Here is a 13,873-nt window from a genome sequence, read left to right on the forward strand (position 1 = left end):
TTTCCGCGGGTGCCTGGCTTGCTGGCGAAGCGGGTCACAAGACCGCCAAAAGCTTCGAGTGTCATGATCGTTCCCACACTCCAGCGTGGGAATGCAGCCCGTGACGCTCTGCGTCACAGAAGCGGACGCAGAGCGTCCATAACGGCGTTACCACGCGGAGCGTGGGAACGATCGGGGTTTTTTCCGCGGGCGCGGCCGCATTGCAGTCACCGGCGCCCGCGGCGAGGGGTTACAGACGCAGCAAGGTCTTCCAGGCGCGGCTCTGGAACACCGTCAATGCCTGCTGGACCCGTGCCTCCAGCACTTCTTCGCTGATATCCAGTTCCGCCAGTTGCGCCAGCTTGTTCAGCTCGCCGAACAGGCGATCCAGGTCCGGCAGGTCCAGTACGCCACGGGCCAGGTGCAACCAGGCCTGGATTCGCTCGATACGCGGCAGTTGCTCGGCGAGGTCTTCCGGTTGCTGCTGGTAGCGGCCCAGTTGCAACGAGGTCGCTTCTTCGGCCAGCAGGCGTGGCAGCCAGTTCTGCAACTGCGCCGCCCCCTGGCGGTTGCCACGGGTGGTACGGTCGGCCGCCCAGCTCCGGGCCAGCAGCCAGCGCGAGGTGTTCAGGGAGAACAGGCCCCAGCGCACGTCTTCCAGTTCTTCGAGGAATTGTTCCGGCGCGGCCTTGCGCACATCTTCGTCTTCCGCGCCGGCGTTGAGCAACGGACGCCAGTCTTCCAGCAGGGCATCCAGGGCGCTGCGCAGTTCGCTGGTCGATTGCCGTGGCGCGGCCTGGCCGAGGCTGCCGACCAGGGCGCGCAATTCGATCAACTGCGCGACCCAGTCCTGCAACAGGCGCCAGTGGCCGTTGAAACGGTATTGTTCGGCCAGGCGCTGGCTGCTGCCGAGCAAATGCCAGCCCAGGGCGGCGAAGGCGTCATCCAGCGGCATTTCGGCGGTCAGTTGCGGAGCCGGCAGGCTCAGGGAGTAACTGTTGGCGTCGAACAGGCGATAGCCGCGCTCGGCCTTGCTGATGTCGCAGGGCATCAGTGCCAGCTTTTCGGCCAGTTCGGCGGCCAGTTCCAGCAGGGCGGCCGGTTCGCCTTCGCGCAATTCCAGCTCCAGCTCGCAGATTTCTTCCTGTCGCGCGCCGGCGATCACGAAGCCCAGGTCCAGCGCGGCTTCGATCACCACCTTGGACTTGCCGCGACCCCAGGCGATTTCCGCGCGTTCGCGGACGAAATCGGTGGTGAAGATCGGCTTCAGGGTTTTCTTGTCCAGCTCGGCCAGCGCTTCTGGCCAGCATTCGCCGTCGAGCTTCTTCACATCGAGCTTGGCCTTGGGCAGATGCCAGTCGTACTCGTTGCGTTCCGACAAGCCGGCAACGCTCTGGCCGCGGGTCTTGAGGGTCTGGATCACGTCTTCGCCGTCACGGCGCAGGCGCAGGGCGACCTTGGCCTTGGCCAGGTCGCGTTCGGGGGTGTCGAAATACTGATTGGTCAGCTCACGACGTTCCCAGCCACTTTTGTTGCGCTTTTTCAAAAGCGGGTGCTCGCGCAGGGCGGCGAGGGTTTCGCGGCTGACGCGGAGTTTGATTTCGGTTTCTTTCTGCATGGCCGGAAAATCCAGGATCGGGAGCGCAGCCGGGGAAAAGGGTGGCTGCCTAGGCCGTGCAGTGTACAGGACAAGCGGGCCGCACGCGTCGCGGCGGTTTATTCCAGGCGTTGGATGGCTCTATGATGGGCTTCGTCTTGGAGTCCGGGAGTCAGCGCAATGCCTTTGCCGTCGATGAAAGATCAATTCGCTGCCCTGATCGCAGTTCCGTCTGTCAGTTGTACCCAGCCCAACCTGGACCAGAGCAACCGGCCGGTGATCGACCTGCTGGCGGGATGGCTGAGCGACCTCGGCTTCAGCTGCGATATCCAGCCGGTCAGCCCCGGCAAGTTCAACCTGCTGGCCAGCTTCGGCAGCGGTCCCGGCGGCCTGGTGCTGGCCGGGCACAGTGACACCGTGCCGTTCGACGAGGCGCTGTGGCAGACCGACCCGCTGAAACTGACCGAGGCCGACGGGCGCTGGATCGGCCTGGGCAGTTGTGACATGAAGGGTTTCTTTGCCCTGGCCATCGAGGCCGTCAAGCCGCTGCTCGACCAGCCGTTCAAGCAGCCGCTGCTGATCCTGGCCACCTGCGACGAAGAAAGCTCGATGTCCGGCGCCCGCGCCCTGGCCGAGGCCGGGCGACCGCTGGGGCGCGCGGCGGTGATCGGCGAACCGACGGGGCTCAAGCCGATTCGCCTGCACAAAGGGGTGATGATGGAGCGCATCGATATCCTCGGGCGCAGTGGTCATTCGTCCGATCCGAGCCTGGGACACAGCGCCCTCGAAGCCATGCACGACGCGATCGGCGAACTCAAGGGCCTGCGTTGGCAGTGGCAGCGCGAGTACAACAACCCGCAGTTCAGCGTGCCCCAGCCGACCCTGAATTTCGGTTGCATCCATGGCGGCGACAACCCCAATCGCATCTGCGGGCAATGTTCCCTGGAGTTCGATCTGCGGCCGCTGCCCGGCATGGATCCGAGCGTGCTGCGCGCGGCGATCCGCGCCAAGCTCGAACCGCTGGCGGAACTGCATCAGGTCAGGATCGACTATGCGCCTCTGTTCCCCGAGGTGCCGCCTTTCGAACAGGTGGCGGATGCCGAGTTGGTGCGTATCGCCGAAAAACTCACCGGACACCGTGCACAAGCAGTGGCGTTCGGCACCGAAGCACCTTATCTTCAGCGCCTTGGCTGCGAGACCCTGGTGCTCGGCCCCGGCGATATCGCCTGTGCGCATCAGCCAGGGGAATACCTCGAAATGTCACGTTTGCAGCCTACCGTAGCGTTACTGCGTGAACTGATTGAACATTATTGCTTGAGCCCGGCCCCGACCTTGCGTTAAATGCCAGGCCAGAACCTCTATTACCGATAAGGAGAGCGCGCGTGTCGCCAAGCCTGTTCCGACGATAACCAACAGCCCGTTGTGCGTTTTCATGTTGCACCCACTTTTTATTGGCTGTTTTTTATACAGGTTCAGGTCATGCCCGAATACGTCAACTGGCTTCGCCATGCGTCTCCCTATATCAATGCCCACCGCGATTGCACTTTTGTCGTCATGCTGCCCGGCGACGGTGTCGAGCACCCCAACTTCGGCAATATCGTCCATGACCTGGTGCTGCTCCACAGCCTGGGCGTGCGTCTGGTGCTGGTCCACGGTTCGCGTCCGCAGATCGAAAGCCGTCTGGCGGCCCGTGGCCTGACCCCGCATTACCATCACGGCATGCGCATTACCGATGCCGCCACCCTGGAGTGCGTGATCGACGCGGTCGGCTATCTGCGGATCGCCATTGAAGCGCGCCTGTCCATGGACATGGCGGCCTCGCCGATGCAGGGCTCGCGGTTGCGGGTCGCCAGCGGCAACCTGGTGACGGCCCGGCCGATCGGTGTACTGGAAGGCGTCGACTATCACCACACCGGCGAAGTGCGCCGGGTCGACCGCAGGGGTATCAACCGTCTGCTGGACGAGCGCTCCATCGTGCTGTTGTCGCCGCTGGGTTACTCGCCGACCGGGGAAATCTTCAACCTGGCCTGCGAAGATGTCGCGACCCGAGCCGCCATCGACCTCGGGGCGGAAAAGCTCCTGCTGTTCGGCGCCGATCACGGCCTGATCGATGAACATGGCCGCCTGGTCCGCGAATTGCGCCCACAACAGGTGCCGGCGCACCTGCAGCGCCTGGGCAGCGATTACCAGGCCGAGTTGCTCGACGCGGCGGCCGAGGCCTGCCGTGGCGGCGTGGCCCGCAGTCATATCGTCAGTTATGCCGAAGACGGCGCGCTGCTGACCGAGCTGTTCACCCGTGATGGCGGCGGCACGCTGGTGGCCCAGGAGCAATTCGAGCTGGTGCGCGAGGCGGCGATCGAAGATGTTGGCGGCCTGCTCGACCTGATCAGCCCGCTGGAAGAACAGGGCATCCTGGTGCGGCGTTCGCGGGAAGTGCTGGAGCGCGAGATCGAGCAATTCAGCGTGGTCGAGCGCGAAGGGATGATCATCGCCTGTGCGGCGCTGTACCAGATTGCCGATTCGGATGCCGGTGAGCTGGCGTGCCTGGCGGTGAACCCGGAGTACCGTCATGGCGGGCGTGGCGATGAATTGCTCGAGCGCATCGAGACCCGGGCCCGGGCCCAGGGCCTGAAGACCCTGTTTGTCCTGACGACCCGTACCGCCCACTGGTTCCGTGAGCGCGGGTTTGTGCCGAGCAGCGTCGAGCGCCTGCCGAGCGCACGGGCATCGCTGTACAACTACCAGCGTAATTCGAAGATCTTCGAAAAGGCCCTGTGATCGTCAGGCGAGGGGCTGGCCCGCGAGGTTTTTGGTAGCCTCGTGGGCCTCTTCGCGGGCAAGCCCGCTCCCACAAGGATCCAAGTCCGGCCACCAATCGATGGCCGGCTGAAGTCCCCTGTGGGAGCCGGCTTGCCGGCGATGGCGTGCGGATGTGCGCCGCCAGGCTTGAGGGCCCCTTCGCGGGCAAGCCCGCTCCCACAAGGATCCAAGTCCGGCCACCAATCGATGGCCGGCTGAAGTCCCCTGTGGGAGCCGGCTTGCCGGCGATGGCGTGCGGATGTGCGCCGCCAGGCTTGAGGGCCTCTTCGCGGGCAAGCAGGCTCCTACAGTGAGAATGTCAAATCAGTTACTGATCGACAGGATGCTCGCCTGGTACGACCCGACAAACACGTCGAAATCGCCCACTTCGTTCTGCTCCAGCTCCAGTTGCTGGACCAGCGACTTGCGCGCGCTTTCTTCGAAAGCGGCCTGCTCTGCCTTGGGCAACGGCTGACTGCGGAAGTACTCGGCATGGGCCAGGCTCTGGCGCATGGAGAACTGCGCGAAGCTTTCCTTGTGCTGGACCATGCTCGCCAGCACCTGGGCCGACGGCGTCAGGGACGAATCGCGGACCTTCGCCAACTGCTCGTCCAGGGCCTTGCTGTGGCCTTCGCCGCCATGGCTCTGGTCGAGCAGTGCCGATATCGGGGCAATCCGTTCGAGCAATTCGGTAGCCCATTCCTTCATGTCCACCGCCTGGCCCTGGCGCTGCAATTGCAGGCCCGGACGCCGGCCTTCCTTGACCACGGTGAGGAAGTTCGAGGTAGCATTGCCGCATTCGTTGCTTTCGAACAGCGGACTGTCGTTCAGCGCGCAATACAGCAGGAACGCATCGAGGAAACGCGCCTCGGTCAGGTCGATGCCGGTGGGCAGGAACGGGTTGATGTCCAGGCAGCGCGCCTCGACATACTGCACGCCACGGGCCATCAGCGCCTGGATCGGCCGCTCGCCGGTGTAGGTCACGCGTTTCGGGCGGATGTTGGAGTAGTACTCGTTTTCGATCTGCAGGATGTTGGTGTTGAGCTGGACCCACTCACCGTCCTTGTGCGTGCCGATCTCGACATACGGCGCATAGGGTGTCGCCACCGCCTTGCGCAGGCTGTCGGTGTAGCTGCTCAGGTCGTTGTAGCACGGTGTCAGGCCGGCCTGGGCGTTGCTCTGGTAACCCAGGTCGCTCATGCGCAGGCTGGTGGCGTAGGGCAGGTACAGCGTGTCGGCGTCGAACTGTTCCAGCGAGTGCGAGCGACCGCGCAGGAAACCTGCGTCCAGGGCCGGTGAAGCACCGAACAGGTACATCAGCAGCCAGCTGTAGCGGCGGAAGTTGCGGATCAGCGCGATATAGGCCAGTGACTGGTAGTCGCGGTCCGTGCCGACAAAACCTTCGGCCTGCTTGAGCACCGGCCAGAGCTTTTCCGGCAACGAGAAGTTGTAGTGGATTCCGGCGATGCACTGCATGGTCTTGCCGTAGCGCAGGGCCAGGCCCTGGCGGTACACATACTTGAGCTTGCCGATATTCGAGGTGCCGTAGTAGGCGATCGGAATATCTTCCTCGGCCGGCAGCGGGCAGGGCATCGACGGGCTCCACAGGTACTCGTTGCCGAGTTTGCCGTAGGCAAAGCGATGGATCTTGTCCAGGCTGTCCAGGGTCTCGGCCGGGTCGGGCAGGGCGGGAGTGATGAACTCCAGCAGCGACTCGGAGTAGTCCGTGGTGATTTGCTCGTTGGTCAGTGCGGCACCCAGCTCTTCCGGATGCGGTGTCTGCGCCAGGCGGGCTTCGCCGGTGACGCGCAGGCATTCGCGCTCGATGCCGTGCAGGCACTCTTCGAGCAGGGAGAGGTGGGCGCGCTCGCCGAGCAGAGCCAGGCGGCGGTTGAGAAGTTCGCTCAAGTTGGATTCCTTCACGCGTCAGTCGCCCCAATATGGGGGTGGGCAAGACGGTCTACAAGGGTGAAGTTGAGAACTGGCGTTGTCGCCTGGTAAATGTCAGAAAACGCCGATACTTCGTCCCTGAGTCGAGCGCGCTGTCGACGGAAAATTCCGACACCGCATTCGCAGTGCCGAAATTAACCCAAATCGAGACGGGACAGCTAGAGAACAGCGAACGTGCCTTGTGCTTTCGCGACAAGTTTGTCGCCCTGACGCACTTCGGCCTCGACCACCAGGGTGCGACGGCCGGGGTGGATGACCGTGGCGACGCACAGTACATCGCCTTCGGCCACCGCCCGCATGTAGTTGATCTTGCACTCGATGGTCACGCTGCGCTGGTCGAAGCCATGGGTCGCCGAACAGGCCAGGCCCATGGTGATATCCACCAGGCTGAACAGCGCGCCGCCATGCAACACGTTGCCGCGATTGCGCAGTTGCGGAGTCAGCGACAGGGCCACCTCCGCAACGCCGCTGTCGAGGCGTTGCAGGCGGCAGCCGATCAGCTCGCTGAAGGCGCTCTGGGTAAGGCCGTCAGGAATTTCCATCAGCGTTTCTTCAGCTGCTTGGCGTTGGCGAACAGCGAGGCCATGGCATTGTTGCTCGGTGCCGGGGCCACGGTTTCCTTGCGCGGGGCGTTGTTCTGCGACTGGCGCGGGGCCGAGCCCGGACGCGAACCGCGGGCGCCGTCGATCTTCTCGCCAGGGGTGTCGCCCATGCGCATCGACAGGCCGACGCGTTTGCGCGGGATATCGACTTCCATGACTTTCACCTTGACCACGTCACCGGCCTTTACCGCTTCGCGCGGGTCCTTGATGAACTTCTCGGACAGCGCCGAAATGTGTACCAGGCCGTCCTGGTGGACGCCGATATCGACGAACGCACCGAAGTTGGTCACGTTGGTCACCACGCCTTCGAGGATCATCCCCAGTTCAAGGTCCTTGAGGTCTTCGACACCGTCCTGGAACTCGGCGGTCTTGAACTCGGGACGTGGGTCGCGACCCGGTTTCTCCAGTTCCTGGAGAATGTCGGTGACGGTCGGCAGGCCGAAGGTCTCGTCGGTGAACTTCTTCGGGTCCAGGCGCTTGAGGAAACCGGCATCGCCGATCAGCGAACGGATATCACGGTCGGTTTCGGCGGCGATGCGCTGTACCAGCGGATAGGCTTCCGGGTGCACCGCGGACGAGTCCAGCGGGTTGTCGCCGTTCATCACCCGGAGGAAACCGGCGGCCTGCTCGAAGGTTTTCTCGCCCAGGCGCGCGACTTTCTTCAGCGCGGCGCGGGTCTTGAAGGCGCCGTTCTCATCGCGATGGTTGACGATGTTCTGCGCCAGGGTCGCGTTCAGGCCGGAGATCCGTGCCAGCAGCGCCACCGAGGCGGTATTGACGTCGACGCCGACGGCGTTCACGCAGTCTTCCACCACCGCATCCAGGCCACGCGCCAGTTTCAGTTGCGACACGTCGTGCTGGTACTGGCCGACACCGATGGATTTCGGATCGATCTTCACCAGTTCGGCCAGCGGGTCCTGCAGGCGGCGGGCGATAGACACCGCGCCACGGATCGAGACATCGAGGTCGGGGAATTCCTTGGAAGCCAGTTCCGATGCCGAGTACACCGAGGCGCCGGCTTCGGAAACCATGACCTTGGTCATTTTCATGGCCGGGTATTTCTTGATCAGTTCGGCGGCCAGCTTGTCGGTTTCACGGCTGGCGGTGCCGTTGCCGATGGCGATCAGGTCCACCGCGTGCTTGGCGCACAGCGCGGCGAGGACGGCCAGGGTCTGGTCCCACTTGTTGTGCGGCACGTGCGGGTAGACCGTGGCGTGGTCCAGCAGCTTGCCGGTGGAGTCGACCACCGCGACCTTGCAGCCGGTACGCAGGCCCGGGTCGAGGCCCAGGGTTGCGCGCGGTCCGGCCGGAGCGGCCAGCAACAGGTCGTGCAGGTTATGGGCGAAGACGTTGATCGCCTCGGTTTCCGCGCCGTCGCGCAACTCGCCCAGCAGGTCGGTTTCCAGGTGGGTGTAGAGCTTGACCTTCCAGGTCCAGCGCACCACTTCGCCGAGCCATTTATCGGCGGCACGGTTCTGGTTCTGGATGCCGAACTGCTGACCGATCATGCCTTCGCACGGGTGCATGGTGCCGGGCAGTTCGTCGCCGACTTTCAGCGCCGAGCTGAGAATGCCTTCGTTGCGACCGCGGAAAATCGCCAGGGCGCGGTGCGACGGCATGCTTTTCAGCGGCTCGTCGTGTTCGAAGTAGTCGCGGAACTTGGCGCCGTCCTCTTCCTTGCCGGCGATCACGCGGGCACTGAGGGTGGCTTCCTGCTTGAGGTAGTTGCGCAGCTTGTCGAGCAGGCTGGCGTCTTCGGCGAAGCGCTCCATCAGGACGTACTTGGCGCCTTCGAGGGCCGCCTTGGTGTCGGCGACGCCTTTTTCCGCGTTGACGAAGCGCGCGGCTTCGCTTTCCGGGGGCAGCGACGGATCGTTGAACAGGCCGTCCGCCAGCTCGCCGAGGCCGGCTTCCAGGGCAATCTGGCCCTTGGTGCGGCGCTTCTGCTTATAAGGCAGGTACAAGTCTTCGAGGCGGGTCTTGGTGTCGGCGAGCTTGATGTCGCGAGCGAGTTCCGGGGTCAGCTTGCCCTGCTCCTCGATGCTGGCGAGGATGCTGATGCGCCGCTCGTCGAGTTCTCGCAGGTAGCGCAGGCGCTCTTCCAGGTGCCGCAGCTGGGTGTCATCCAGGCTGCCGGTCACTTCCTTACGGTAGCGCGCGATGAAAGGTACGGTAGAACCTTCATCCAGTAGAGCGACGGCCGCTTCGACCTGTTGTGGGCGTACGCCGAGTTCTTCGGCGATGCGGCTGTTGATGCTGTCCATAAAACCACCTGACAAAGTGTGAAATCAGGCACGCCGGGCCTTTGGGCCTGTCGGGCGAGCCTGGTTTGGGATCAAAAGGCGCACCTTGTGACCCGTGAAATCAGCACATTGCTGTGAGCCTTTGAAAAAAAGATGGCATCGAACAGCAATGATCAGACGTTGCCTGACGCAGAAGGCGGGGCATTATAACCAGCGTTCCGGGCTTGGGGGGATTGTGCGCGTGTAGGCATAAAACAGCGTTTGCTGGTAGTCGAGGAAAAATCTGCTAACAATGCACAGGATACGTATAACGGTCGCTGGCCCCATAATGCGCGCCGAGATCAAAGGAGCAACCCATGAGCAGCACTGCACAAACTGCTGAAGGCGAAAAAATTCTCATCGTGGATGACGATCCGGGGCTGAGCAGCCTGCTGGAACGTTTTTTCACCAGCAAGGGCTATCGTGCCCGCGCGGTGGCCAACACCGAGCAAATGGACCGTCTGCTGGCGCGTGAAGTGTTCAACCTGGTGGTCCTCGACCTGATGCTGCCTGGCGAAGACGGCCTGACGGCCTGCCGCCGCTTGCGTGCGGCGAACAACCAGGTGCCGATCATCATGCTGACCGCCAAGGGCGACGAGCTGAGCCGGATCAAGGGCCTGGAACTGGGCGCCGACGATTATCTGGCCAAGCCGTTCAACCCCGACGAGCTGATGGCCCGGGTCAAGGCCGTGCTGCGGCGTCAGGCGGCTCCGGTGCCGGGTGCTCCGGGCAGCGAAGACGAGAGCGTTACCTTCGGCGACTATGAACTGTCCCTCGCCACCCGCGAACTCAAGCGTGGCGACGAAGTGCACATGCTCACCACCGGCGAATTCGCCGTGCTCAAGGCCCTGGTGATGCATGCCCGCGAGCCGTTGACCCGCGACAAGCTGATGAACCTCGCCCGTGGTCGGGAATGGGATGCGCTGGAGCGTTCCATCGACGTGCAGATTTCCCGTCTGCGCCGCATGATCGAACCGGATCCGTCGAAGCCGCGCTATATCCAGACCGTCTGGGGCGTGGGTTACGTGTTCGTGCCGGATGGCGCTGCAACCAAGTGACCGGTGATTTGTAGGAGCGAGTTGCCCGGGTGCGCGAAAGCCGCCCGGGCGAGTCGCGATCCACAATTGTGCGAGCCCGTCTGCTCGCTCCTGCAAAGTATGTAGCGGCTGTCTATGAAAACCCCTCTCTGGTTTCCCCAAAGTTTCTTCTCGCGCACCCTTTGGCTGGTGCTCATCGTGGTGTTGTTCTCCAAGGCGCTGACCCTGGTCTACCTGCTGATGAACGAGGACGTCCTGGTGGATCGCCAGTACAGTCACGGCGTGGCGCTGACCCTGCGGGCCTACTGGGCCGCGGACGAGGACGACCGCGACAAGATCGCCGACGCCGCGGGCCTGATCCGCGTGGTCAGTGGTGGCGTGCCGGAAGGCGAGCAGCACTGGCCGTACAGTGAAATCTACCAACGCCAGATGCAGGCCGAGCTGGGCGCCGATACCGAGGTCCGCCTGCGCATGCATGCGCCGCCGGCCTTGTGGGTCCGGGCGCCGAGCCTGGGTGCGGGCTGGTTGAAGGTGCCGCTGTACCCGCATCCGTTGCGTGGGCAGAAGATCTGGAGTGTGCTCGGCTGGTTCCTGGCCATCGGCCTGTTGTCCACGGCGTCGGCCTGGATCTTCGTCAGCCAGCTCAACCAGCCCTTGAAGCGCCTGGTCTTTGCCGCCCGGCAACTGGGCCAGGGACGCAGCGTGCGCCTGCCCATCAGTGACACGCCGAGCGAAATGACCGAGGTGTACAGCGCCTTCAACCAGATGGCCGAGGACGTCGAGCAGGCGGGACGAGAACGGGAGCTGATGCTGGCCGGGGTTTCCCACGACCTGCGCACGCCGCTGACGCGCTTGCGCCTGTCCCTGGAGTTGATGGGTGACCACAGCGACCTCAGCGAGGACATGGTGCGGGATATCGAGGACATGGACGCCATTCTCGACCAGTTCCTCGCGTTCATCCGCGATGGCCGCGACGAGTCGGTGGAAGAAGTGGACCTCAGCGACCTCGTGCGCGAGGTGGTGATGCCCTACAACCAGAATGAAGAGCGGGTGCGCATGCGCCTGCAGCCGATCCAGCCGTTCCCCCTGCGGCGGGTATCGATGAAGCGGCTGCTGAACAACCTGATCGGCAACGCCCTCAACCATGCCGGAGAGGGGGTGGAAGTGGCGGCCTATGTGTCGGGAGACACCAGTGCGCCCTACGTGGTGTTGAGTGTCATGGACCGTGGTGCGGGTATCGATCCGGCCGAACTGGAAGGGATCTTCAACCCGTTCACCCGGGGCGACAAGGCCCGGGGCGGCAAGGGCACCGGCCTGGGGTTGGCGATCGTCAAGCGCATCGCCTCGATGCACGGCGGCAATGTCGAGTTGCGCAATCGCTCCGGCGGTGGCCTGGAAGCGCGGGTGCGCCTGCCATTGGGGTTGATGCTGCCGCGCGATGCGGTCTAGCAGGCCTTGGCCTGCCAGCCGTGCGGCGCGCGGCTGAGCGGACGGTCAGCCCTTGCCCTTGGTCCGGGTCATGTTCGGCCCGCCATTTTTCTCGATGTGCTCGATGATGATCCCGGCCACATCCTTGCTGGTGGTGACTTCGATCCCTTCCAGGCCCGGTGACGAGTTCACCTCCATCACCAGCGGCCCGTGATTGGAGCGCAGGATATCCACCCCGGCCACGCTCAACCCCATCACCTTGGCCGCACGTATCGCGGTCATACGTTCTTCCGGGGTGATCTTGATCAGGCTGGCGCTGCCGCCACGGTGCAGGTTGGAGCGGAATTCACCCGGCTTGGCCTGGCGCTTCATCGCCGCGATGACCTTGTCGCCGACCACGAAGCAGCGGATGTCCGCACCGCCGGCTTCCTTGATGTATTCCTGGACCATGATGTTCTGCTTCAGGCCCATGAACGCCTCGATCACCGACTCCGCCGCCGTCGCCGTCTCGCACAGCACCACGCCGATGCCCTGGGTGCCCTCCAGCACCTTGATCACCAGCGGGGCGCCGTTGACCATCTCGATCAGGTCGGGGATATCGTCCGGCGAGTGGGCGAAGCCGGTGACCGGCAGGCCGATCCCACGGCGCGACAGCAATTGCAGCGAGCGCAGCTTGTCCCGTGAGCGGGCGATCGCCACCGATTCGTTGAGGGGGAAGACCCCCATCATTTCGAACTGGCGCAACACCGCGCACCCATAGAAGGTCACCGACGCACCGATCCGCGGGATCACCGCGTCGAAGCCCTCCAGCGGCTTGCCACGATAGTGGATCTGCGGCTTGTGACTGGCAATGTTCATATAGGCGCGCAGGGTATCGACCACTACCATCTCATGGCCACGCTCGACGCCGGCCTCGACCAGGCGACGAGTGGAATACAGACGCGGGTTACGCGACAGCACAGCGATCTTCATGCAACACCTGTGGCAGAGGTAGTAGTGACCGGGAAAACCGGCTTGTCTTGAACGTATTTCTGGCCCGGATTGACCACCAGTTGGCCGTCGATCAGGGCTTTGGAACCGAGCAACAGGCGGTAACGCATGGCCTTGCGGCAGGCGAGGGTGAACTGCACCTGCCAGACCCGGTCGCCCAGGGCCAGGGTGGTGGCGATCACATACCGCACCTGGGCATGACCGTTGGAGCTTTTGATGGTCTTCATCGCCAGCAACGGGGCTTCGCAACGCCTATGGCGCAATTGCACCACGCTGCCCAGATGGGCGGTGAAACGCACCCACTTCGCCCCGTCGCGCTCAAATGGCTCGATCTCGGTGGCGTGCAGGCTGGAGGTACTGGCGCCGGTGTCGATCTTCGCCCGCAGGCCCGCGACTCCCAGATCCGGGAGCGCCACCCACTCGCGCAGACCCACAACAGTCAAATGGTCAAATGTCTTCAAAATGCTCAACCGGTGAGAAACCCGCTCGGGCCGCGAGGCGGCCATAATCGCGGTATTCACGCAGAATAATGGGTAAATGGCGACAGATATCTGTGCGACTTGTTTCAGGCCGTGAAATCGACCCGGTTACCCCGGCATTCTAGACGGGCCGGGGACATTCAGCTTCGACGGCAACGGTAGTACAGTTGAGCAATATTTCAGTTTGAGGAATCCCCGTGGCGCAGAAACCGGAAGCGGACGACAAGGTTCGACTCGACAAGTGGTTGTGGGCAGCGCGCTTCTACAAGACCCGTGCCCTGGCCAAGGAGGCGATCGAGAGCGGCAAGGTGCATTGTCGCGGCGAGCGCTGCAAACCGTCCAGGGAGCCGCATGTGGGCGACGAGTTGCTGATTCGCGCCGGCTTCGACGAGCGTACCGTGGTGGTGCAGGCGCTGTCGGTGGTCAGGCGCGGCGCACCGGAGGCGCAAGCGCTCTACACTGAGACCGAAGCCAGCGTCGTCCGGCGCGAAGCCGCCGCGGCCCAGCGCAAGGCCGGCGCCCTGGGACTGACCACCGATGGCAAGCCGAGCAAGAAGCAGCGGCGTGACCTGTTCAAGTTCCGCGGCAGCGGCGCCGACTGAGCACGGGTTAGAAGGCCGCATGTCCTTGACTGGCCGACATTCGCCCCCATGTTGCTTGGCTCGAACCCTGTTTGTTCATAAAATGCTCATATTCCCTGAGTCGAACACCTTTATTCCTACTTCCAGAA

General features: G+C 63.6%; 11 protein-coding genes. 5 read left to right on the top strand and 6 right to left on the bottom strand.

Annotated features, from left to right (window positions below):
* Positions 1-229: 229 nt before the first annotated feature.
* Positions 230-1,597, bottom strand: coding sequence for a CYTH domain-containing protein (locus HX851_RS00670; RefSeq protein WP_177058224.1), 1,368 nt, complete (start codon positions 1,595-1,597; stop codon positions 230-232).
* 159 nt (positions 1,598-1,756) lie between these two features.
* Between HX851_RS00670 and argE the strand changes: the two genes are divergently transcribed.
* The gene (gene argE, locus HX851_RS00675) at positions 1,757-2,917 is read left to right on the top strand and encodes an acetylornithine deacetylase (protein ID WP_177058223.1); all 1,161 of its coding nucleotides are present in this window, start codon (positions 1,757-1,759) and stop codon (positions 2,915-2,917) included.
* Between the two features lie 138 nt (positions 2,918-3,055).
* Positions 3,056-4,354: an amino-acid N-acetyltransferase gene (argA, locus tag HX851_RS00680; protein WP_017125408.1), complete on the top strand. Its 1,299-nt coding sequence runs from the start codon at positions 3,056-3,058 to the stop codon at positions 4,352-4,354.
* Between the two features lie 345 nt (positions 4,355-4,699).
* On the opposite strand, the gene gshA is transcribed toward argA, so the two are convergent.
* From gshA to HX851_RS00695, 3 genes are all read right to left on the bottom strand, one after another.
* A complete protein-coding gene (gshA, locus tag HX851_RS00685) occupies positions 4,700-6,283 on the bottom strand; it encodes a glutamate--cysteine ligase (protein WP_177064574.1) in 1,584 nt (527 codons plus the stop codon).
* Between the two features lie 200 nt (positions 6,284-6,483).
* Positions 6,484-6,867 (bottom strand): PaaI family thioesterase, encoded by a 384-nt coding sequence (locus HX851_RS00690; RefSeq protein WP_177064576.1) that lies wholly within the window; start codon positions 6,865-6,867, stop codon positions 6,484-6,486.
* The gene (locus HX851_RS00695; protein WP_177064578.1) at positions 6,867-9,191 is read right to left on the bottom strand and encodes a Tex family protein; all 2,325 of its coding nucleotides are present in this window, start codon (positions 9,189-9,191) and stop codon (positions 6,867-6,869) included. Before HX851_RS00695 ends, HX851_RS00690 begins: the two co-directional genes overlap by 1 nt.
* A 335-nt stretch (positions 9,192-9,526) precedes the next feature.
* Between HX851_RS00695 and ompR the strand changes: the two genes are divergently transcribed.
* Entirely contained in the window at positions 9,527-10,267 is a 741-nt protein-coding gene (ompR, locus tag HX851_RS00700) for an osmolarity response regulator transcription factor OmpR (RefSeq protein ID WP_017125404.1), read from the top strand.
* A gap of 114 nt (positions 10,268-10,381) precedes the next feature.
* A complete protein-coding gene (locus HX851_RS00705; protein WP_177055827.1) occupies positions 10,382-11,695 on the top strand; it encodes an ATP-binding protein in 1,314 nt (437 codons plus the stop codon).
* 45 nt (positions 11,696-11,740) lie between these two features.
* On the opposite strand, the gene rimK is transcribed toward HX851_RS00705, so the two are convergent.
* Complete coding sequence (gene rimK / locus HX851_RS00710) at positions 11,741-12,646, bottom strand: 30S ribosomal protein S6--L-glutamate ligase (protein WP_177055829.1); 906 nt, start codon at positions 12,644-12,646, stop codon at positions 11,741-11,743.
* The gene (gene rimB, locus HX851_RS00715) at positions 12,643-13,125 is read right to left on the bottom strand and encodes a retropepsin-like aspartic endopeptidase RimB (RefSeq protein WP_177055830.1); all 483 of its coding nucleotides are present in this window, start codon (positions 13,123-13,125) and stop codon (positions 12,643-12,645) included. Before rimB ends, rimK begins: the two co-directional genes overlap by 4 nt.
* A 215-nt stretch (positions 13,126-13,340) precedes the next feature.
* Here rimB and HX851_RS00720 point away from each other — a divergent pair, with 215 nt between their 5' ends.
* Complete coding sequence (locus HX851_RS00720; RefSeq protein WP_177055832.1) at positions 13,341-13,745, top strand: RNA-binding S4 domain-containing protein; 405 nt, start codon at positions 13,341-13,343, stop codon at positions 13,743-13,745.
* The last annotated feature ends 128 nt before the right edge of the window (positions 13,746-13,873 follow it).

The organism is Pseudomonas gingeri (assembly GCF_013385635.1).
GTDB classification, from domain to species: Bacteria; Pseudomonadota; Gammaproteobacteria; order Pseudomonadales; family Pseudomonadaceae; genus Aquipseudomonas; species Aquipseudomonas gingeri_A.